Origin of the sequence: Microbacterium sp. NPDC077184 (assembly GCF_040687055.1) — a bacterium.
Lineage (GTDB): Bacteria > Actinomycetota > Actinomycetes > Actinomycetales > Microbacteriaceae > Microbacterium.
Genome location: NZ_JBFBMM010000001.1, coordinates 891,046 through 910,361, shown reverse-complemented (window position 1 = coordinate 910,361; position 19,316 = coordinate 891,046). Strand labels below are relative to the sequence as shown.

At 69.9% G+C, this 19,316-nt stretch carries 22 protein-coding genes; 11 read left to right on the top strand and 11 right to left on the bottom strand.

The genetic code is table 11. From position 1 onward, the window contains the following. Positions 1 to 7 precede the first annotated feature (7 nt). Together AB0O93_RS04360 and glpX are read right to left on the bottom strand one after the other, a co-directional pair. The gene (locus AB0O93_RS04360) at positions 8 to 217 is read right to left on the bottom strand and encodes a UDP-N-acetylmuramyl pentapeptide phosphotransferase (RefSeq protein WP_363340847.1); all 210 of its coding nucleotides are present in this window, start codon (positions 215 to 217) and stop codon (positions 8 to 10) included. A gap of 116 nt (positions 218 to 333) precedes the next feature. Further along, on the bottom strand, positions 334 to 1,323 hold the full coding sequence (gene glpX, locus AB0O93_RS04355; protein WP_363340845.1) for a class II fructose-bisphosphatase: 990 nt from the start codon (positions 1,321 to 1,323) through the stop codon (positions 334 to 336). A 186-nt stretch (positions 1,324 to 1,509) separates the two neighbouring features. Here glpX and fbaA point away from each other — a divergent pair, with 186 nt between their 5' ends. Beyond that, positions 1,510 to 2,541: a class II fructose-bisphosphate aldolase gene (gene fbaA, locus AB0O93_RS04350; protein ID WP_363340843.1), complete on the top strand. Its 1,032-nt coding sequence runs from the start codon at positions 1,510 to 1,512 to the stop codon at positions 2,539 to 2,541. Between the two features lie 34 nt (positions 2,542 to 2,575). Here fbaA and AB0O93_RS04345 read toward each other — a convergent pair whose 3' ends face one another. The 4 genes from AB0O93_RS04345 to AB0O93_RS04330 are packed head-to-tail and all read right to left on the bottom strand — an operon-like array spanning position 2,576 to position 5,771. Continuing rightward, entirely contained in the window at positions 2,576 to 3,613 is a 1,038-nt protein-coding gene (locus AB0O93_RS04345) for a zinc-binding dehydrogenase (RefSeq protein WP_363340841.1), read from the bottom strand. Beyond that, complete coding sequence (locus tag AB0O93_RS04340; protein ID WP_363340839.1) at positions 3,610 to 4,158, bottom strand: MOSC domain-containing protein; 549 nt, start codon at positions 4,156 to 4,158, stop codon at positions 3,610 to 3,612. Before AB0O93_RS04340 ends, AB0O93_RS04345 begins: the two co-directional genes overlap by 4 nt. Positions 4,159 to 4,173: 15 nt before the next feature. Beyond that, complete coding sequence (locus AB0O93_RS04335; protein WP_363340837.1) at positions 4,174 to 4,734, bottom strand: DUF6264 family protein; 561 nt, start codon at positions 4,732 to 4,734, stop codon at positions 4,174 to 4,176. After that, positions 4,731 to 5,771 carry a 4-hydroxy-3-methylbut-2-enyl diphosphate reductase gene (locus tag AB0O93_RS04330; RefSeq protein WP_363341014.1) on the bottom strand — a complete coding sequence of 347 codons (1,041 nt, stop codon included), beginning with the start codon at positions 5,769 to 5,771 and terminating at the stop codon, positions 4,731 to 4,733. Before AB0O93_RS04330 ends, AB0O93_RS04335 begins: the two co-directional genes overlap by 4 nt. A gap of 105 nt (positions 5,772 to 5,876) precedes the next feature. Between AB0O93_RS04330 and xseA the strand changes: the two genes are divergently transcribed. Genes xseA through AB0O93_RS04295 form a run of 7 tightly spaced genes read left to right on the top strand, consistent with a single transcriptional unit; the run spans position 5,877 to position 12,293 of the window. After that, positions 5,877 to 7,157: an exodeoxyribonuclease VII large subunit gene (gene xseA, locus AB0O93_RS04325; RefSeq protein ID WP_363340835.1), complete on the top strand. Its 1,281-nt coding sequence runs from the start codon at positions 5,877 to 5,879 to the stop codon at positions 7,155 to 7,157. Positions 7,158 to 7,167: 10 nt separating this feature from the next. Further along, a complete protein-coding gene (locus AB0O93_RS04320; RefSeq protein WP_363340833.1) occupies positions 7,168 to 7,398 on the top strand; it encodes an exodeoxyribonuclease VII small subunit in 231 nt (76 codons plus the stop codon). Then, positions 7,398 to 8,036: a DUF4245 family protein gene (locus AB0O93_RS04315; protein ID WP_363340831.1), complete on the top strand. Its 639-nt coding sequence runs from the start codon at positions 7,398 to 7,400 to the stop codon at positions 8,034 to 8,036. The genes AB0O93_RS04320 and AB0O93_RS04315 overlap by 1 nt, the downstream gene beginning before the upstream one ends. Before the next feature lie 44 nt (positions 8,037 to 8,080). Further along, positions 8,081 to 8,695, top strand: coding sequence for a carbonic anhydrase (locus AB0O93_RS04310; RefSeq protein WP_363341012.1), 615 nt, complete (start codon positions 8,081 to 8,083; stop codon positions 8,693 to 8,695). Positions 8,696 to 8,733: 38 nt separating this feature from the next. Continuing rightward, on the top strand, positions 8,734 to 10,128 hold the full coding sequence (locus tag AB0O93_RS04305) for a class II fumarate hydratase (RefSeq protein ID WP_363340829.1): 1,395 nt from the start codon (positions 8,734 to 8,736) through the stop codon (positions 10,126 to 10,128). A gap of 18 nt (positions 10,129 to 10,146) precedes the next feature. Beyond that, entirely contained in the window at positions 10,147 to 11,640 is a 1,494-nt protein-coding gene (locus tag AB0O93_RS04300; protein ID WP_363340827.1) for a HAMP domain-containing sensor histidine kinase, read from the top strand. Continuing rightward, positions 11,637 to 12,293 (top strand): response regulator transcription factor, encoded by a 657-nt coding sequence (locus AB0O93_RS04295; RefSeq protein WP_363340825.1) that lies wholly within the window; start codon positions 11,637 to 11,639, stop codon positions 12,291 to 12,293. The genes AB0O93_RS04300 and AB0O93_RS04295 overlap by 4 nt, the downstream gene beginning before the upstream one ends. A 58-nt stretch (positions 12,294 to 12,351) precedes the next feature. Here AB0O93_RS04295 and AB0O93_RS04290 read toward each other — a convergent pair whose 3' ends face one another. Together AB0O93_RS04290 and AB0O93_RS04285 are read right to left on the bottom strand one after the other, a co-directional pair. Continuing rightward, positions 12,352 to 13,701, bottom strand: a complete 1,350-nt coding sequence (locus AB0O93_RS04290; RefSeq protein WP_363340823.1) for a PhoH family protein — start codon at positions 13,699 to 13,701, stop codon at positions 12,352 to 12,354. A 203-nt stretch (positions 13,702 to 13,904) separates the two neighbouring features. Beyond that, entirely contained in the window at positions 13,905 to 14,690 is a 786-nt protein-coding gene (locus AB0O93_RS04285; RefSeq protein WP_363340820.1) for an isoprenyl transferase, read from the bottom strand. 112 nt (positions 14,691 to 14,802) lie between these two features. On the opposite strand from AB0O93_RS04285, the gene AB0O93_RS04280 reads away from it, so the two are divergent. Further along, positions 14,803 to 15,528, top strand: coding sequence for a hemolysin III family protein (locus AB0O93_RS04280; protein ID WP_363340818.1), 726 nt, complete (start codon positions 14,803 to 14,805; stop codon positions 15,526 to 15,528). Here the strand turns inward: AB0O93_RS04280 and AB0O93_RS04275 are convergent. Further along, positions 15,516 to 15,785 carry a hypothetical protein gene (locus tag AB0O93_RS04275; protein ID WP_363340816.1) on the bottom strand — a complete coding sequence of 90 codons (270 nt, stop codon included), beginning with the start codon at positions 15,783 to 15,785 and terminating at the stop codon, positions 15,516 to 15,518. The genes AB0O93_RS04280 and AB0O93_RS04275 overlap by 13 nt on opposite strands. A gap of 98 nt (positions 15,786 to 15,883) precedes the next feature. Between AB0O93_RS04275 and AB0O93_RS04270 the strand changes: the two genes are divergently transcribed. Both AB0O93_RS04270 and greA read left to right on the top strand, forming a co-directional pair. Beyond that, complete coding sequence (locus AB0O93_RS04270) at positions 15,884 to 16,276, top strand: DUF4307 domain-containing protein (RefSeq protein ID WP_363340814.1); 393 nt, start codon at positions 15,884 to 15,886, stop codon at positions 16,274 to 16,276. An 87-nt stretch (positions 16,277 to 16,363) separates the two neighbouring features. Further along, positions 16,364 to 16,855, top strand: a complete 492-nt coding sequence (gene greA / locus AB0O93_RS04265; protein WP_363340811.1) for a transcription elongation factor GreA — start codon at positions 16,364 to 16,366, stop codon at positions 16,853 to 16,855. Between the two features lie 34 nt (positions 16,856 to 16,889). On the opposite strand, the gene ilvA is transcribed toward greA, so the two are convergent. Beyond that, positions 16,890 to 18,122: a threonine ammonia-lyase gene (ilvA, locus tag AB0O93_RS04260; protein ID WP_363340809.1), complete on the bottom strand. Its 1,233-nt coding sequence runs from the start codon at positions 18,120 to 18,122 to the stop codon at positions 16,890 to 16,892. Further along, positions 18,119 to 19,309: an AI-2E family transporter gene (locus AB0O93_RS04255; RefSeq protein ID WP_363340807.1), complete on the bottom strand. Its 1,191-nt coding sequence runs from the start codon at positions 19,307 to 19,309 to the stop codon at positions 18,119 to 18,121. The genes ilvA and AB0O93_RS04255 overlap by 4 nt, the downstream gene beginning before the upstream one ends. Between the last annotated feature and the right edge of the window lie 7 nt (positions 19,310 to 19,316).

The window sequence follows — 19,316 nt, the reverse complement described above, 5'->3', positions numbered from 1 at the left end:
GATGTCCTCAGGCGCCGCCGGGGACGAAGCTCAGGAGAGCGACGACGGCGAGCGAGACGCCGACGAAGGCACCCACCATCCACCACGGGCTGATTTCATGCCCCTCGTCGCGACGCACCCGCAGCAGGACATCAGGGCGACGCGCCGGATCGACGGCGTCGGCGATGACCGCGTGAGCGCCGGTCTGCGGCGCAGAACTCCCGGTCTGGATCGACATCGGCAACTCCCTCTGGGCTGTGAAAGATCGTTGCGTCCCCTTTGACACCGATCCCCATTGTTCCAGACGAGTCTGTGCGTCGCCGTCACGAAACAGTCACGACTGCGAGATCGCGATCAGAGCCACTTCGACACGAGGTGCTCCGACGAGATGCGGCGGAGGGTCCCGGAGGTCCCCCGCAGCACGACGCTCTCGGTGTAGACGTATCCGCCCTCGCGGCGGACGCCCTTGACCAGCTCGCCGTTGGTGACCCCGGTGGCCACGAAGATGGTGTTGTTGCCGGTGACGAGCTCGTCGGCTTCGTAGACGTGGTCGTCGAGCTTCAACCCGGCATCCCGCCCCTTCTGCTTCTCCTCGTCGTCGCGCGCCCAGAGGCGTCCCTGCATGTGACCGCCGAGGGCCTTGATCGCGCACGCGGTCACGATCCCCTCCGGGCTGCCGCCGATCCCGACGCACATGTCGGTCCGCGCGTTGTGGCGAGCGGCGTTGATGCCGCCCGCGACGTCGCCGTCGCTCATGAGTCGCGTCCCGGCGCCCGCGTCGCGGATGTCCTGGATGAGCTGTGCGTGGCGGGGGCGGTTCAGCACCGAGACGACGAGTTCGTCCACGGGCTTGCCGAGCGCCGCGGCCAGAAGACGGATGTTCTCTCCGATGGGAAGTCGGATGTCCACGACCCCCACGCCGGCCGGGCCGGTCACGAGCTTGTCCATGTAGAACACCGTGGAGGCGTCGAGCATCGTTCCGTGCTCCGAGACGGCGATGACCGACAGCGCGTTGTTGCGGCCCTCCGCGGTGAGGGTGGTGCCGTCGATCGGATCCACGGCGACATCCGCTCGGGGACCCGTGCCGTTGCCGACGCGCTCTCCGTTGTAGAGCATCGGAGCCTCGTCCTTCTCACCCTCGCCGATGACGATCCGTCCGTCGAAGTTGACGGTGGTGAAGAACGCGCGCATGGCGTCGACGGCGGCCTCGTCGGCGGACTCCTTCGCGCCGCGCCCGATGAACGGCACCGCGCGGATGGCGGCGGCCTCCGTCGCGCGCACGAGCTCCAGCGCGAGGTTGCGGTCGGGGTGCAGCGGGCTCATGTCAGCGGTCAGACTCACCATGGGTTCACCTTAGTCAGCGACATCCCCACGACATGGAGGATCGGCGCGTCGCGGGACGAAGGATTCGCGATTCTTCCGGCGACCGTAATTCGACGACCCTGACCAGCCGCACGCCTCGGCCTCGCGGTGGGGATCGCTACACTCGGGACCGTACCCTCACCCAGCCGCACCCTCGAAGGAGCCGCCATGCCCGTCGCCACCCCGGAGCAGTACGCCGAGATGCTCGATCGCGCGAAGTCCGGTGGCTTCGCCTACCCGGCCATCAACGCCGCGAGCTCCCAGTCCGTCAACGCCGTCCTCCAGGGCCTGACCGAAGCGGGCTCCGACGGCATCCTGCAGGTAACCACCGGCGGTGCCGACTACTTCGCAGGCCACACCGTCAAGGCCCGCGCCACCGGTGCGCTCGCCTTCGCCGCGTACGTCCACGAGGTCGCCAAGAGCTACCCGATCACCGTGGCCCTCCACACCGATCACTGCCCCAAGCCCGCCCTCGAGGACTTCGTCCTGCCGCTCATCAAGGCCTCCGAGTCGGTCGTCGCGGATGGGGGGAACCCGATCTTCCAGTCCCACATGTGGGACGGCTCGGCCGTGCCGCTGGATGAGAACATCGACATCGCCAAGGAGCTGCTGCCGCGCCTCAAGGCCATCAACGCCATCCTCGAGGTCGAGATCGGCGTCGTCGGCGGCGAAGAGGACGGCGTGAAGCACGAGGGCTCCAACGACGCCCTTTACACCACCACGGCCGACGTCGAGAAGGCGGTCGACGCCCTCGGCCTCGGCGACCAGGGCCGATGGATCGCCGCGCTCACCTTCGGCAACGTCCACGGCGTGTACAAGCCCGGCAACGTCAAGCTCCGCCCGGAGCTGCTCGGCGAGATCCAGGAGGGCATCGCCGCGAAATTCGGAACCGGCCCCAAGCCGCTCGACCTCGTCTTCCACGGCGGATCCGGCTCGACCGATGAGGAGATCGCCCTCGCCGTCTCCAACGGCGTCGTCAAGATGAACATCGACACCGACACGCAGTACGCCTTCACCCGCTCGGTCGCCGGTTTCATGTTCCAGAACTACGACGGCGTCCTCAAGGTCGACGGAGAGGTCGGGAACAAGAAGGCCTACGACCCCCGCGCGTGGGGCAAGATCGCGGAGTCCGCGATGGCCGCGCGCGTCGTCGAGGCCACCCAGCAGCTCGGCTCGGCCGGCAAGAGCCTCGCCGCCTGACCGTTTCCGACGACTGATCGACCCGCGGTGCGCTTCAGCGCCGCGGGTCGATCATCGTCAGCCCCGCGGGCCGCGCATCCGGCATCCGCGGAAGGAGCTGTGCCGCCTCCTCGAGACCGACTGTCCGCTCGATGAGGTCCTGCGGGCGCAGCCGACCGTCGCGGATGAGGGCGAGCATGCCCGGGTAGTCCGCAGCCGCCATCCCGTGGCTGCCCAACAGGTCGAGCTCCCAGGCGATCGCGCGCGCCATCGGCACCGCGGAAAGCCCGGATTCCGAAGGGAGCAGCCCGATCTGCACGTGCCGTCCGCGCCGGCGGAGACTGAGCACGGCGTCCGCGCACGTCCTCTCGCTCCCCACCGCGTCGATCGACACGTCCGCACCCTCGGGCACGAGGGCGCGCACCGCATCCGGGATGCTCCGCCCGTCGGCTCGCACCGTGTGTCGGGCCCCGAAGCGCGCGGCGGCGTCGAGCGCCTCCTCCGTGCGGTCCACGGCGATCACGTGCGCCCCGAGGGCTCGCGCGATCATCACCGCGCTGAGTCCGACGCCCCCGGCGCCGACCACGACCACCCACTCCCCCTCCGCGACGCACGCGCGTGCGGTGAGCGCGCGGTACGCGGTGGCGAAGCGGCATCCGAGCGCTGCGGCGGCCGCCATCGAGACATCCTCGGGCACCGCCACCAGGTTCGTGTCCGCGGCGTGCAGCACCACGCGCTCGGCGAAGGATCCCGCGTGGGTGAATCCCGGCTGCTCCTGATCGGGGCAGACCTGCGCCTCACCCGCCCGGCACCAGCGGCACCGACCGCACCCGCAGACGAACGGGACCGTCACCCGATGCCCCACGCGCCACATCCGCACCCCACCACCGACCGCGCTGATGACGCCGGCCAGCTCGTGACCGGGGACATGCGGGAACCGGATATCGTCGTGGCCCGCCCACGCATGCCAATCGCTGCGGCAGAGACCCGTCGCGTGCACGTCGACGACGACGCCGCCGATCGGCGGTGCGGGCTCTTCGATATCGCGCACGGCGGGGGCGACACGGACGTCGTCGACGACGACCGCCCTCACGGCGCGCGGTAGATGTCGAGCACCGTCGGCGCGCCCGCGGGCCGATCCAGGACGACGACCTCGTCGCCCGCTGTGATCGATCCCGTCCGTCGCACCCGAAGGTAGACGCCGAGTCGACGCTCGTCGGAGAAGCGTCGGACCCAGCCCCGCTCGTCGGCACCGCCCACCCAGCGGGCGAACGTCTGACACGGCGTGCGCGGCGACGTGACCTCCACCTCGACCCGGTCGCCGATGCGCCACCGCTCCCCCACGACACTGGCATTCACGTCGATCCCGCCGGTGCGGAGGTTCTCCCCGAAGAATCCGGGCGGGAGGTCCCGGCCCAGCGCATCCGCCCAGTAGGCGGCGTCCTCATCGGCGTACGCGTACAGCGCCTGGTCGAGGCCACCGTGATGCTTGCGGTCCACCTGCACATCCCCGCGCACCCCGTAGGAGCCGATCTTCACCGGACCGGGCTGAGCGGTCTTGTCGATGGCGGTGACCCCCATCGAGCCGGCATCGCGGCGGAGTTCACGGACGGCACAGACGGCGAGCAGACGCGGCATGCGCCCAGCCTACGATCAGGGACCGCCTGCGCCCACCAACGAGGACCAGAGGGCGGCGTCCGACAGGAGCGGGACCATGACGAGAGCACCGGCGGTGAGACTGAACACGACGCCGCCGACGAGCGGAATCCACCACGACAGGCGTCCTCGCCGCATGGTCGCCCACGTGACGGCCGCCGTCAGCAGCCATCCGCCGATGAGGACGACCGCCGCGGCGATCCCCCAGGGCCGACCGGCATCCGCGTCACCGATTTGGGCGCCCACTCCCATCAACTCGAACACCGACGTCATGTACGCGGCGTAGTCGACGAGGGCCGGTGCGGCCGAGATCACGTTGACGAGGCCGTAGGCCAGCAGCGCGAACGTCACGATCCGGTCGACGAGGCGTCCTCGCCCCGGCGGCGTCGCCGTCGCGCCGGCGATCGAGGCCGCCGGAGCGGCTGCATACGACTCGTCGCCCGCGGGAGCCACTCCCGCGTCGAGACGTTCGGTCACGTCGGGCTGGCGGATGCGCGCGCGCTGCTCCTCGGCGGACGCGTATTCGCCGAACTGCGGTCGGGGACGCTCGTCCGTCACGCGCGCGCCCGACCACCCAGGGCGCGCGGGTCGCGTTCGCCCTTCAGCGGGGTCCGGAGCTCCTTGGGAAGGGAGAACATGAGGTCCTCCTCCGCGGTGCGCACCTCCTCCACGTCGCCGTAGCCGGCCAGGGCCAGATCGCGCAGGACCTCCTGGACGAGCACCTCGGGGACCGAGGCGCCACTGGTCACTCCGACGGTCTCGACCCCGTCCAGCCACGCCTGCTCGATCTCGTCGGCGTAGTCGATGCGATAGGCCGCCTTCGCGCCGTACTCGAGGGCGACCTCGACCAGCCGGACGCTGTTGGAGGAGTTCGCAGAACCGACGACGATGACGAGGTCGGCATCCTTGGCGACCTTCTTGATCGCGACCTGACGGTTCTGGGTCGCATAGCAGATGTCGTCCGACGGCGGATCCTGCAGCTCGGGGAAACGCTCGCGGAGCCGGCGCACCGTCTCCATCGTCTCGTCGACCGAGAGTGTGGTCTGCGACAGCCACACCACCCGGGACGGGTCGCGCACCTCGACGGTGTCGGCTTCCTCAGGCGAGTTGACGACGGTGACGTGATCGGGCGCCTCACCGGCCGTCCCCTCGACCTCTTCGTGGCCCTCGTGGCCGACGAGGAGGATCTCGAAGTCGTCGCGGGCGAAGCGCACCGCCTCGCGGTGGACCTTGGTCACGAGGGGGCAGGTGGCATCGATCGCCTGCAGGTTCCGATCGGCCGCCCCCTGCACCACCGCGGGCGAGACGCCGTGGGCGCTGAAGACGACGTGCGCACCCTCGGGGACTTCGTCGACCTCCTCGACGAAGATCGCCCCCGCCTGCTCGAGCTCGGTCACCACGTGGATGTTGTGGACGATCTGCTTGCGGACGTACACCGGAGCCCCGTACCGCTCCAGCGCCTTCTCCACAGCGATGACCGCGCGGTCGACCCCGGCGCAGTATCCCCGAGGAGCGGCCAGGACGACACGTTTACGCCCGGGCACGGCGATATCCTGGAGCGGTTCCCGCCTCCGCGGTACGCGTGGGACGGGCATGCTCACAGGGCTGCGGCCGACGGTGCTGGTGCTCACCCCATGATTCTACGGGGACCGCGTCTGCACGGACCCCGAACGGATGCCGCACACCGGCGGAAGGACCCCATGACGAGCTTCCAGGCAGCCGACGCGGTGCGACCCCGCGACTCCTCGGCGGACACGCCCACTTCCGTCGCCCGCCTGAACGAGACGATCCGCGACTTCATCGCATCCTGGGGCTCGGTGTGGGTCGAAGGGGAGATCACGGCCTGGAACGTCCGTGGTGGCGCGGTGTTCGGTCGCCTGAAGGACCTCTCCGGCGACGCGCAGATCTCCTTCCGCATCTGGTCGTCCACGCGCGCCCGCCTGCCCGCGGATCTGAAGGTCGGCGATCACGTGGTGGCGTGCGTCAAGGCCGATTACTACCCCAAGGGCGGCGACCTCTCGTTCGGGGTGTCGGCCATGAGGCACATGGGGCTCGGCGATCAGCTCGAACGGCTGGAGCGCCTGCGCGCCACCCTGCGCGCGGAGGGACTGTTCGATGGCGCTCGCAAGCGGCCCCTTCCCTTCCTCCCGCATGTCGTGGGCCTCATCACCGGTGAGCGGTCGGATGCCGAGAAGGACGTGCACCGCAATGCCGAGCTCCGCTGGCCCCAGGTCCGCTTCCGCACGCGCCACGTGGCCGTCCAGGGAGATCGCTGCGTCCCCGAGACCATCGCAGCACTGGCGGCGCTGGATGCCGACCCGGAGGTGGATGTCATCATCATCGCGCGCGGCGGCGGTGACCCGCAGACGCTGCTCGGATTCAGTGACGAGCGTCTCGTGCGCGCGGTCGCCGCCGCGACGACCCCGGTGGTCAGCGCCATCGGACACGAGAACGACCGACCGCTCCTCGACGATGTCGCCGACCTCCGCGCCTCGACACCCACCGATGCGGCCAAGCGGGTGGTTCCCGATGTCACCGAACAGCGCGCTCTGGTCGGCCAGTTGCGCAGCCGCCTGACGTCGCGCCTCACCCAGCGCATCGGGCACGACATCGCCCAGCTGGAGCAGCTGCGCTCCCGTCCGGTGCTGCGCGATCCGGCGGGCATGCTCGCCGGACGGGCACACGACGTGGAACTCCAGGTCGCGCGCGGGCGCGAGCGGGTGCAGCGCGGCATCGACGTGCACGCACGGCGGATCGCGGAACTGCGGGCCACGTTGCGGGCCCTCTCGCCCGCGGCCACCCTGGCGCGCGGCTACGCCATCGCACATCGCGACGACGGCGTGATCATCCGCGACGCGGCGCAGGCTCCGAGCGGATCGACCATGGCCGTCACCGTCGCCCGCGGCACCCTTCGGGTGCGCTCGGAGGGGGAGGTCCCGGAGGCGTCGTCGGCGGACATGAGCGACCGGGAGCGGATTTAGGATGGACCCCATGACCGAGACCACCGTCGCCGACGTGGCCGAGCTCTCCTTCGAACAGGCTCGGGACGAGCTGGTCCGCGTGGTCGCAGAGCTCGAGCAGGGCGCGCCGACGCTCGAGAAGTCCCTCGCGCTGTGGGAGCGGGGCGAAGCCCTCGCGGCGCGCTGCGAAGAATGGCTGATCGGCGCGAAGCGCCGCCTGGACGCGGCGCGCGACGGCGCGGACGCGGAACGGACCGCGTGATGGCCGGACGCTCCAATCGCGTGGTCGCCGAGATCGGCCGCCCCGAGACCCCGCAGGAGACCGCGGACCGCAAAGCGGCGGCGTCGCGCACCTACCGCGCCAGTCAGACCACCCGGAATCTGATCGCCGCACTGCTGGTCACCCTGGCGGTGGTGGCGGTGATCATCTTCATCGTCCCCCGCGGGCAGGTCCCCGAGCGACCGCCGATCGACGTCTCCGCCGCCGCCGCGAGCGCGTCGGCGGCAGAGGAGCGGCCCGTGATCGCTCCCGTCACGCCGCAGGGCTGGCGGGTCAACGTCGCCGCCGTCGAGGGGAACCTCCCGCGCGCGTGGACGATCGTCTACGCCACCGAGACCGGCTTCGTCCGCGTCGAGCAGGGGTTCGACGCGGATCCGGCCTGGCCGTCCCGCGAGCTCGCCGGTTCCGCCGTGGACGGCACGGTCGACATCGGCGGCATCACGTGGGATCGCTACGTCATCCGCAACCCCGAGCGCGCGGGGAACATCACCTCCGCGATCTCGACCTCGGTGGGCGACGACGTCGTGATGGTGTTCGGCGCCGCCGACGACGAGACGATCCGCGTCGCGGCCGAGGCGGTCGCCCCCGAAATCCTCACCCTTGCCGAGGAGGCGCAGTGACCCAGATCGACCCGTCCCCCACCCCCCGGCAGGTGTGGCGGGAGATGACACGCGGAAACGCCCGGTTCGTCGCGGGCGAACCGCGGCACCCGCGACAGGACGTCGACCGCCGGCATGAGCTCGAAGGCGGACAGCGGCCGCGCGCAGCCCTGTTCGGCTGCTCCGACTCGCGCCTCGCCGCGGAGATCATCTTCGACAAGGGTCTCGGCGACCTGTTCGTCGTCCGCAACGCCGGTCAGGTGATCTCCGACTCGGTCGTGGGAAGCCTCGAGTACGCCGTGGCGGTCCTCGAGGTTCCGTTGATCGTCGTGCTCGGCCACGACGCGTGCGGCGCGGTGAACGCCGCGATCGAATCCACCGCAGCCGACGCGCCCGCGCTCCCCGCGCACATCTGGCGGCAGATCGCCCCGATCGTCCCCGCGGTGCGTCGCGTCATCCGCAGCAGCGCCGGCGATGCGCATCAACCGATCGCGATCGACGCGGAAGAGGTCGGACGCGAACACCTGAAGGACACGATCGGCGAGCTCCTGCACTCCTCCGAGTTGATCAGCCTCGCCGTGGCCGACGGTCGACTGGCCATCGTCGGCGCCAACTACCGACTCGGGGAAGGCACCGCCGTCCCCTCCGTCATCGTCGGCGATGCCGGCGACGACGAGTGACCCATCGACCATCGACCGACGACGACAGGAACAATGACGTGACCGACCTCGAGTACCGCATCGAGCACGACACCATGGGCGAGGTGCGCGTGCCCAAGAACGCGCTCTACGCCGCGCAGACCCAGCGCGCGGTGGAGAACTTCCCGATCTCCGGCGACAGCCTGGATCCCGCGCAGATCGGCGCGCTGGCCCGCATCAAGAAGGCCGCCGCGCTGGCGAACAAGGAGCTCGGAACCCTGGATGCCCCGATCGCCGATGCGATCGCCGCGGCCGCCGACGAGGTCATCAGCGGAGTCCACGCCGATCAGTTCCCGATCGACGTCTATCAGACCGGCTCGGGCACGTCCTCGAACATGAACATGAACGAGGTGCTCGCGACGCTCGCGTCGGCGCGCCTGGGGGCGCGCGTGCACCCCAACGACCACGTCAACGCCTCGCAGTCCTCCAACGACGTCTTCCCGACCTCGGTCCACGTCGCCGTCACGCAGGAGCTCATCGACGATCTCATCCCGTCGCTCGACCACCTCGCCGTCGCGCTCGAGGAGAAGGCGGAGCTGTGGAAGGGCGCGGTCAAGGCGGGTCGTACGCACCTCATGGATGCCACGCCCGTCACGCTCGGCCAGGAATTCGGCGGGTACGCCCGCCAGATCCGTCTCGGCATCGAGCGGGTGCAGTCGGTGATCCCTCGGGTCGCCGAGGTGCCGCTCGGCGGCACGGCCGTGGGCACGGGCATCAACACTCCGCCCGGGTTCCCGCAGAAGGTGCTGGAGATCCTGGTCGCCGAGACCGAGCTGCCGATCACCGAGGCGAGAGACCACTTCGAGGCTCAGGCGAACCGCGACGCCCTGGTCGAGGCATCCGGCGCCCTGCGCACGATCGCGGTGTCCTTGACGAAGATCAACAACGACCTGCGCTGGATGGGCTCCGGCCCCAACACGGGCCTCGGCGAGCTGCACATCCCCGACCTGCAGCCCGGGTCGTCGATCATGCCCGGCAAGGTGAACCCGGTCGTCCCCGAAGCGACACTCATGGTGTGCGCGCGCGTCATCGGGAACGACGCCACCATCGCCTGGTCCGGCGCCTCGGGAGCGTTCGAGCTGAACGTCGCCATCCCGGTCATGGGGACGGCGCTGCTGGAGTCCATTCGTCTGCTGTCCAACTCGATGCGCGTCCTCGCGGACAAGACCATCCGCGGCCTGGAGGCGAACCTCGAGCGCGCCGCCGCGTTCGCGGGGATGTCGCCGTCGATCGTCACCCCGTTGAACAAGCTGATCGGCTACGAGGCGGCTGCGGCGATCGCGAAGCACGCGGTCGCGCGCGGGATCACCGTACGCGAGGCCGTGATCGACCTCGGATACGTCGAGCGCGGTGAGCTCACGCTGGAGCAGCTGGACGAGAAGCTCGATCTGCTGTCGATGACGCATCCCGGGTGAGCCGCCCATAATCGGGACATGCGCCGCTCACGACGCCCGGTATCGGCCCGTGTCAGAATCCTCACCGCGATCCTGACCGTGGCCGGTGTCGGCCTCGCCCTCGTCGGCGGGGTGACCTTCGTCGTTCAGCGGCAGCAGGTCCTCGCCGAGGTCGACGACCGCCTCGGGAATCAGGTGGAACGGCTGCACACGATCGCCGACGACGGTGATCCGGACGCTCCCTCGGGCGCCGTATCGCTCACCGTCGACCGATATGCCGACGTCGATGCCTACCTGCAGGAGGTCGTCGCGCGTCTGGTTCCGGCCCGGAACGAGGCCTCGTTCGCCGTGGTGGCCGGAAGCGCACCGATCACATCATCCACGCTCTCCGGATTCGACGCCTCCGATGACGCCGCGTTCGTCGACCGTGTGCGGGAGGAGGCCGCGGACGGAGGTGTCCGACGTGGTACCGCCCGCACGGATGCGGGGACCCTGCGCTACATCGCCATCCCGGTCTCCGTCGAGGGGGAGACAGCCACGGGCGTCTATGTGCGCGCCGTCGACCTCGATGCATCCTTGGCGCCCGTCACCGCCGCCATGACGACCTACGTCGTGGCGGGCATCGTCGTCCTGGGAGCCATCGGGATCGTGGGCTGGTTCGTCACGAGCCGACTCCTCTCCCCCATCCGTCACCTCCGGGAGACGGCGGCGGCGATCTCCCTGGAGGACCTCTCCGCGCGCCTGCCCACCGCAGGCAACGACGACATCTCCGATCTGTCGCGCACCGTGAACTCGATGCTCGATCGCCTCGAGGGATCCGTCGACACCCAACGGCAGCTCCTGGACGACGTCCGCCACGAGCTGAAGACGCCGATCACCATCGTTCGCGGCCACCTCGAGCTCATGGATCCGCGGGATGAGGCCGACGCCGCCGCCGCCCGCGAGATCGGCATCGCCGAGCTCGACCGTCTCGCCCGGCTCGTGGAGGACATCGACCTCCTCGCCGCCGCGGAGGGGGAACAGTATGCGATGACAACCGTGAGGTTGGACCAACTGACCGCGCGGCTCGGCGAACTGATCGCCGTCATCCCCGATCACCGCTGGAGCCTCGCGCACGTGTCGCGGGGACGGATCATCGGGGACGCGGACCGTCTCCTGCAGGCGTGGCTGCAGTTGGCCGACAACGCCGCGAAGTACACGCCGCCCGGCTCGCCGATCGAGGTGGGCAGTGTCCTGGACGAGCGGGGCGCGCGCCTGTGGGTGCGTGACCATGGTCCCGGCATCCCCCGCGCCGCTCGGCATCGCATCTTCCGACGCTTCGATCGCGCCGACACCAAGCGCGCCGTGGGAGGCTCGGGGCTGGGCCTGGCGATCGTGGATGCGATCGCCAAGGGTCACGGGGGCTCGTGCAGCGTCGACGACACCCCCGGCGGCGGGGCGACGTTCACCATCCATCTGCCGCAGACAAGCGTCGACCTGCCCGCACCGGTGCGGGCAGGAGACGTCGTGATGCAGCGAGAGGCCACCGCATGACGAGGATCCTGATCATCGAGGACGAACCCCGTATCGCGGCGTTCGTCAGCCGTGGGCTCGCGAACGCCGGATACGAGACCACCATCATCGACGACGGCGTGGAGGGACTCGCGGCCGCACTCCGAGGCGACGGGGATCTGGTGCTCCTGGACGTCGGCCTCCCCGGCATCGACGGCTTCGAGGTGCTCCGCGAACTGCGCACGCGAGGCTCGCTCGTCCCCGTCATCATGCTCACGGCGCGCTCCAGCACCAGGGACACCGTCGACGGCCTCGACGCCGGCGCGAACGACTATGTCGCCAAACCCTTCACGTTCGAGGAGCTCCTCGCGCGCGTCCGCTCCCGCCTCCGCGAGGCCGCACCCACGACGGGGGTGTCCGTCGGACACGGCGACGTCCACCTCGACATCCTCGCCCGCCGAGCCACGGTCGCCGGACGGGAGATCGATCTCTCCGCCCGCGAGTTCGCCCTCGCGGAGCAGTTCCTGCGCAACCCGGGCCGCGTCCTCACGCGGGAGCACCTTCTCCGCAGCGTCTGGGCTCTGGACTTCGATCCGGGCTCGAACGTCGTCGACGTGTACGTCCGGTACCTCCGCGGCAAGCTCGGCAGCGCGCGCATCGTGACCGTGCGCGGCGCGGGCTACCGCTGGGAGTGAGCGCGCGCGCGAGCCGACGGGCGGGGGCGCGCCGGAGCGCGACCCCGCCCGTCCGGCCTCAGGCGAGCTCTCCCGCTTCGAGCAGGTCGGTGACGAGCGCGGCGATCGCCGAGCGCTCGGACCGGGTGAGGGTGACATGGCCGAACAGCGCGTGCCCCTTGAGCGTCTCGATGACCGACGCGATTCCGTCGTGGCGACCGACGCGCAGGTTGTCCCGCTGACCGACGTCATGCGTCAGCACCACGCGGGAGTTCTGGCCGATCCGGCTGAGCACCGTGAGGAGGACGTTGCGTTCCAGCGACTGTGCTTCGTCCACGATCACGAACGCATCGTGCAGCGAACGCCCACGGATATGGGTCAGCGGCATCACCTCGAGCAGGCCCCGCTCCACCACCTCTTCGAGGACGTTGGAGGACACCACCGAGCCGAGGGTGTCGAAGACCGCCTGCCCCCACGGGTTCATCTTCTCCTGCGCGTCACCGGGAAGATATCCGAGTTCCTGACCGCCGACGGCGTACAACGGCCGGAAGACGATGATCTTCCGCTGCTGCTGCCGCTCGAGCACCGCCTCCAGGCCGGCGCACAGGGCCAAGGCGGACTTACCCGTCCCCGCGCGGCCCCCGAGCGAGACGATCCCCACATCGGGGTCGAGCAGAAGATCGATCGCGATGCGCTGCTCCGCCGAGCGTCCGTGGAGGCCGAACACCTCGCGGTCGCCGCGCACGAGCCGGTACTCCCCCGGGCCGCTCACCCGACCGAGGGCCGAGCCACGCTCCGAATGGATGATGAGACCGGTGTTCACCGGGAGCCCGCGCACGTCGTCTCCCGTCGCCACCTCGCTCTCGTAGAGGTCGCTGATCTCGTCGCCGGACACGTCGACGGTCGCGATGCCGGTCCACCCGGAGTCGACCGCCTGCTCGGCGAGGTACTCCTCGGCGCTGATCCCGAGGGATGCGGCCTTCACGCGCATCGGGAGGTCCTTCGAGACGACCGTCACCTCCTGGCCGTCCGCGGCCAGGTGCAGTGCCACGGCGAGGATCCGCGAGTCGTTGTCCCCCAGCCGCATGCCGGCGGGGAGGACGGTGGGATCGGTGTTCCCCAGCTCGACGCGGAGCGTGCCGTCCTCGCCGACGGGGACGGGGAAATCGAGGCGTCCGTGCTCGACGCGCAGCTCGTCGAGGTGGCGCAGAGCCTGCCGGGCGAAGTACCCGATCTCTGGATCATGCCGCTTCCCCTCCAGCTCGGTGATCACGACGACGGGGATGACGACGCTGTGCTCGGCGAAGCGGAAGAACGCCCGCGGATCGCTCAGCAACACGGAGGTGTCCAGGACGTAGGTGCGCAGATCCTGCGCCTCGTCGATCTCGTGTGCGCTCTCGTGCTGCCTGTGTGGTGCTCGTGTGGTCACAACCGACTCCCGCCCCGGGTGGGTTCCCACCCGATTCTTCACGAGTCGACCGGAGGTCACGAGTCGCGATCCGAGAGGCCGACCCGATCGGGCGCCTTGCCCGATGCGATGAACGTACGACCTGCGGCCGCGTCCCTCCGCATCCGACACGCGGACGAATCGTTACGCGCAGATGAACTTCGTCGCGCCGGCCGCGTGGCGCCTCAGCTGCCGTAGCGGCGGTCGCGGCTCGCGTAGTCGCGGATGGCCCGCAGGAAGTCGACCTCTCGGAGGTCCGGTCCGAGCGCCTCGACGAAGTAGAACTCCGAGTGGGCGCTCTGCCACAGGAGGAAATCGCTCAGACGCTGCTCCCCCGAGGTGCGGATGACGAGATCCGGGTCGGGCTGCCCGCCGGTGTACAGATGCTCGCCGATCTGCTCCGGCGTAAGGCTCTCCGCGAGGTCCTCGAGGGAACCCCCGGAGGTGCCGTGCTGGGCGATGATGCTGCGGACCGCGTCGACGATCTCGCCCCGTCCACCGTACCCCACGGCGAGGTTGACGTGCAGACCCGCGTGGCCGCGGGTGCGCGCGGACGCGTCGGCCAGGACGCGGGCGAGATCGGGCGGGAGCCCATCGGCTCGTCCGACGTGCTGCACGCGCCAGTCACGCTCGAGCGAGAGCTCCTCGGCGAGCTCGGCGATGATGTCGATGAGGTCGGAAAGCTCGCCGGAGTCGCGTTTGCGCAGATTATCGGTGGAAAGAAGGTACAGCGAGACCACGCGGATGCCGACGTCGTCGCACCACCCGAGGAACTCCCGCATCTTCGCGGCGCCTGCCCGGTGTCCGTGGGCCGCCGAGTCATACCCCAGCTGCCGAGCCCACCGACGATTGCCGTCGATCATCATCGCGAGGTGATGCGGAACAGTCTCGGGATCCAACCGCCGTCTCAGACGGTTGATGTACAGCCGGTAGAGGGGACCTCTGCCCTCGTTCGACGGAGTACGCGTCACCCCCCTACGCTACCCCGAGCAGGCGGGCTCCGCCGAGTGGTACTCGATGCCACCGGCCCCGGAACCGCGTATGTACCGCCGGAGGAATGCGGGTGCGCCGTACCCTGTTCCCATGAGTCGTCGACCGCGCATTCCCGCCGCGCCCGAGGTTCCCGTCCTCCCCCTCATGGATGCCGCTGCCGTCGACGCGTGGTCGGAGGCGAAGCCCAGCTGGCGCGGCTGGATCCACGCCGGGACGTTCCCCGTCGCGATCGCCGCGGGGATCGTGCTGATCGCGCTCGCGCAGGGCCCTGCGGCCAAGTGGTCCTCGGCGGTGTTCATGGCCACCTCGCTCCTGCTCTTCGGCAACTCGGCTCTCTATCACCGCTTCTCGTGGGGTCCGAGGACCCGCGCGACCCTGAAGCGCATCGACCACGCCAACATCCTCCTGCTGATCGCAGGAACCTACACGCCCATCGCCGTGCTCGCGCTCCCCCCGGAGCAGGGGGTTCTGCTGCTCTCGCTCGTCTGGGGCGGCGCTCTGCTCGGAATCCTCTTCCGCGTCTTCTGGCTCCACGCCCCGCGCTGGCTGTACGTCGCGCTGTATCTGCTCCTCGGATGGGCCGCGGTGATGTACCTCGGAGATCTCTTCCGCGCCAATCCCGCGATGATGGTCCTCGTCGCCGTCGGGGGTCTCCTCTACACCGCAGGGGCCGTCGTGTACGCGCTCAAGCGTCCCAATCCGTGGCCGGGCCACTTCGGCTTCCACGAGATCTTCCACGTGTGCACCGTCCTGGCGTTCCTGTGCCATTGGACGGCATGCCTGCTGATCGCGCTGCAGCCGGCCTACAACACCTGATCGTCGCGATCTTCGCGCTCCCGCGCGCGCGCGTCCCGCTCTGCTTCCTCGGCGTCCAGTTCCTCCTGGATGTCGGCGCGCACGCGGCCGCGGCGAATCCGTCGGGTCATGTCCGCCGCGAGGAGGACGACCGCGACGGTGACGAACACGATGATGCCGAATCCCCAGGGACCGGGTGTGACCAGCTCCGGGTCGACGGTCGGCACGGGGATGGGGGTGACGGAGGTGCCCGCGAGGAGGGCGAGCGGGAGATGCATGAGAGTCCGTTTCCGTCCGGGCAGATGCTGTGCCGCGGACCCGGGTGCGCGGGAGCGCCTAATCTGGAAGTCCCAGCCTATTCTTCCGACGGACACCCATGACCACTCAGGAACAGCTTGATCGGCGCTACGGACGCCGACGCACGACGTCGGCTCGATGGGCGATCGGCGGTGCCGCCGCCGTCGGCGCGATCCTCGCGGGTCTGCTCGGATGGACGGTGGTGTCCGGCAGCATCGACGCGATCGACGTGCGCTCCACCGGCTTCGTCGTCGAGGACGACGGCCGGGTCACCATCGACTTCCAGCTCACCTCGCCCCCCGGCCGCTCGATCGCGTGCGCCCTGGAAGCGCAGGACGAGGAGCACGGCGTGGTCGGCTGGCGCATCGTGGAGTACGCCGCCGCCGCGGACCATGCGCGGGCTTTCCGTGAGAGTGTCCGGACGGTATCGGAGGCGACCACGGGTTTTGTCAACGACTGCTGGGTGACGTAGTCTGGCGGCGTTGTGCTCCACCCACGCCCCGGCCGGTCCGGGGCGTTTGACATATCGCACAGCCACCGCCTACCGAAGGAGTCAGACGTGTCCAGCGATGCCCCCGTGACCTTCCTCACGCAGGACGCCTACGACCGTCTCGTCGCCGAGCTCGAACACCTGTCGACGACCGGCCGCGAAGAGATCGCCAAGCGCATCGAGGCCGCCCGCGAGGAGGGCGACCTCAAGGAGAACGGCGGGTACCACGCCGCCAAGGACGAGCAGGGCAAGCAGGAGGCGCGCATCCGCACCCTCCAGTGGCTTCTGAAGAACGCCACGGTCGGCGATGCGCCGGAGAGCACCGGCACCGTCGAGCCCGGCACCGTGGTGACGGCCACGGTCGCGGGTGGCGAAGAGGTCTTCCTCCTCGGCAACCGCGAGATCGCCTCCGGGTCGGATCTCGACGTGTACAGCGAGGCGTCCCCGCTCGGGACCGCGATCCTCGGACTGAAGGAGGGCGACACGACCTCCTACACCGCGCCCAACGGCCGCGAGATCGCCGTCGAGATCGTCAAGGTGGAGACCTACACCGGCCAGTGAGCGGCAGGGCGGGGCGGGATCGTGCCGTCCGCGCTCAGTCCGGGACGACGATCGGATCGAAGCCGGCCTGACGCAACGTGTCCATGACGTGCGCCCGGTGCTCCTCGCCTCGTGTCTCCACGCTCAGCTGCAGGATGACCTCGCTGATCTGAAGCCCCTGACCGTGGCGCGTATGCAGCACCTCCGTCACGTTGGCGCCCGCGAGGGCGAGGAGCTCCGAAACCCGGGCGAGCTGTCCGGGGCGATCGGGCAGAGGGATGCGCAGGGTCATGTAGCGTCCGGAGGCCGCGAGCCCGTGGGCCACGACGCGCTGGAGGAGGAGCGGATCGATGTTCCCGCCCGAGAGCACGACGGCGGTGGGACCTGCGGCGCGGATCTTGCCCGCGAGGATCGCCGCGACCCCGGCCGCCCCGGCAGGCTCCACCACCTGCTTCGCCCGCTCCAGCAGCACGAGGAGAGCACGGGCGATGTCATCCTCCGAGACCGTGACCACCTCGTCGACGTGATCGCGGATGATCGAGAACGGCAGATCACCGGGACGGGCCACGGCGATCCCGTCGGCGATCGTCGGGCGGGTCTCCACATCGACCGGGTGGCCGGCGGCGAGTGAGGTCGGGTAGGCGGCCGAATTCTCGGCCTGCACACCGATGATGCGGATGCTGCGCCCCTCCGCCGCGGCACGCGCCTTCACTGCGGCGGCGACGCCGGCCACGAGGCCGCCTCCGCCGATGCTCATCACGATGGTGTCGAGATCGGGGAGGTCGTCCATGAGTTCCAGCCCGAGAGTCCCCTGCCCTGCGATGACGTCCGGGTGGTCGAAGGGGTGGATGAACACCGCGCCGGTGCGCTCGGCGAAGTCCGCGGCGAGCCGGAGCGGCGTCTCGACCGTCGCCCCCTCCAGGATGACGTCGGCGCCGTAGCCGCGAGTCGCCAGCAGCTTCGGCACCGGCACGCCGAGCGGCATGAAGATCGTGGCCGGGATGCCGAGAGCCTTGGCGGCGAGGGCGACGCCCTGAGCGTGGTTCCCCGCCGATGCGGCGACGACACCGCGGGCGCGCTCCTCGGCCGTGAGGCGTGACAGGCGATAGGTCGCTCCGCGGATCTTGAACGACCCGGTGCGCTGGAGGTTCTCGAGCTTCAGATGGACGGGCACGCCCAGGAGGTCGCTCAGGTGGAGGGACTCGTCGAGGGGGGTGCGGCTGATGACGCCGTCGAGGACGCGCGCGGCATCCGCGAAGTCGGCGAGCGACGGGATCGTGGCGTTCACGAACGGCCCTTCTTGGTTCGGGGGACGGTGCTCCAGATGAGATCACCCTGGGGCGCGTTCCCGGACTCCCAGGCGCGGGAGCCGAGATACACGGCCACGACGTTGACGAACGCGGCGAGGGGGACGGCGAACAGCGCGCCGGGGATGCCGGCGATCATCGCGCCGCCGGCGACCACGAGGACGACGGCCAGGGGGTGGACCTTCACGGCGGCACCCATGAGGATCGGCTGGAGGATGTGACTCTCCACCTGCTGCACGACCAGGACGACGACGAGCATCCACAGCGCGATCCACGGACCGTTGTAGACGAGGGCGATGAACACCGCGATCGCACCCGTGACGATCGCACCCACGAACGGGACGAACGCGCCGAGGAACACCAGGACCGCGATCGGGATCGCCAGCGGCACCCCGAGCAGGAACGCTCCGAGACCGATGCCGACCGCGTCGATCGTGGCCACCAGAAGCTGCGTACGCGCGTACATCACCACGGTCCGCCACCCCGCGCGTCCGGCACCGTCCACGGGACGGCGCGCGCGGCGCGGGAACAGGCGGAGCGTCCACTTCCAGATGCCGCCGCCGTCCGCGAGGAGAGTGATGAGGATGAACAGGGCCAGGAGCGCTCCGGCACCGACGTGCCCGATGGTCGTTCCGAATGCGAGCGCCCCCGACCAGACGACGGACGCCTGATCCTGCAGGAACTGCCATCCCTCTCCGAGGAGGTCGTCGATCTGCTGCGAGGTGAGGTGGAGAGGACCGTCGATCAGGTACTGCCGGAACCGCTCGAAGGCCTCCACGGTGCGCGTCTGAACCCGGGGAAGCTCTCGGCTGATCTGCCACACCACGAGCCACACCAGCGCGGAGACGACGGCCATGGTCGTCAGGAGCGAGATCACGATCGCGAGCCAGCGCGGGAAGCGGTGACGGAGCATGAGCGTGAAGAACGGCCACAGGAGCGCGCTCAACAGGATCGCGACGAGGAGGGGGATCACCAGAAGCTTCAACTGGATGACGAGCCAGATGCCGACGCCGATGGCGGCGGCGATCAGCAGGAAACGCCAGGCGTAGGCGGTCGCGATGCGGAGACCTCGCGGAATCGAATCGGTCAGATCCGTGGAGACCACCCGACGTCGATCCCGGAGGGCGTCGAACAGCGAACCGCGTCGCGGGTCCTCGGAGCCGTCCATCCGGCCA

What these genes read in the sequence shown, in the direction of transcription:
- AB0O93_RS04300 (WP_363340827.1), top strand. Translation starts at nt 10,147, where the DNA reads ATGCGCCGCTCACGACGCCCGGTATCGGCCCGTGTCAGAATCCTCACC.
- AB0O93_RS04315 (WP_363340831.1), top strand. Translation starts at nt 7,398, where the DNA reads ATGGCCGGACGCTCCAATCGCGTGGTCGCCGAGATCGGCCGCCCCGAG.
- xseA (WP_363340835.1), top strand. Translation starts at nt 5,877, where the DNA reads ATGACGAGCTTCCAGGCAGCCGACGCGGTGCGACCCCGCGACTCCTCG.
- AB0O93_RS04255 (WP_363340807.1), bottom strand. Translation starts at nt 19,309, where the DNA reads ATGGACGGCTCCGAGGACCCGCGACGCGGTTCGCTGTTCGACGCCCTC.
- AB0O93_RS04280 (WP_363340818.1), top strand. Translation starts at nt 14,803, where the DNA reads ATGAGTCGTCGACCGCGCATTCCCGCCGCGCCCGAGGTTCCCGTCCTC.
- fbaA (WP_363340843.1), top strand. Translation starts at nt 1,510, where the DNA reads ATGCCCGTCGCCACCCCGGAGCAGTACGCCGAGATGCTCGATCGCGCG.
- AB0O93_RS04340 (WP_363340839.1), bottom strand. Translation starts at nt 4,158, where the DNA reads ATGCCGCGTCTGCTCGCCGTCTGTGCCGTCCGTGAACTCCGCCGCGAT.
- AB0O93_RS04360 (WP_363340847.1), bottom strand. Translation starts at nt 217, where the DNA reads ATGTCGATCCAGACCGGGAGTTCTGCGCCGCAGACCGGCGCTCACGCG.
- AB0O93_RS04275 (WP_363340816.1), bottom strand. Translation starts at nt 15,785, where the DNA reads ATGCATCTCCCGCTCGCCCTCCTCGCGGGCACCTCCGTCACCCCCATC.
- AB0O93_RS04270 (WP_363340814.1), top strand. Translation starts at nt 15,884, where the DNA reads ATGACCACTCAGGAACAGCTTGATCGGCGCTACGGACGCCGACGCACG.
- AB0O93_RS04295 (WP_363340825.1), top strand. Translation starts at nt 11,637, where the DNA reads ATGACGAGGATCCTGATCATCGAGGACGAACCCCGTATCGCGGCGTTC.
- AB0O93_RS04310 (WP_363341012.1), top strand. Translation starts at nt 8,081, where the DNA reads ATGACACGCGGAAACGCCCGGTTCGTCGCGGGCGAACCGCGGCACCCG.
- glpX (WP_363340845.1), bottom strand. Translation starts at nt 1,323, where the DNA reads ATGGTGAGTCTGACCGCTGACATGAGCCCGCTGCACCCCGACCGCAAC.
- AB0O93_RS04320 (WP_363340833.1), top strand. Translation starts at nt 7,168, where the DNA reads ATGACCGAGACCACCGTCGCCGACGTGGCCGAGCTCTCCTTCGAACAG.
- AB0O93_RS04330 (WP_363341014.1), bottom strand. Translation starts at nt 5,771, where the DNA reads ATGCCCGTCCCACGCGTACCGCGGAGGCGGGAACCGCTCCAGGATATC.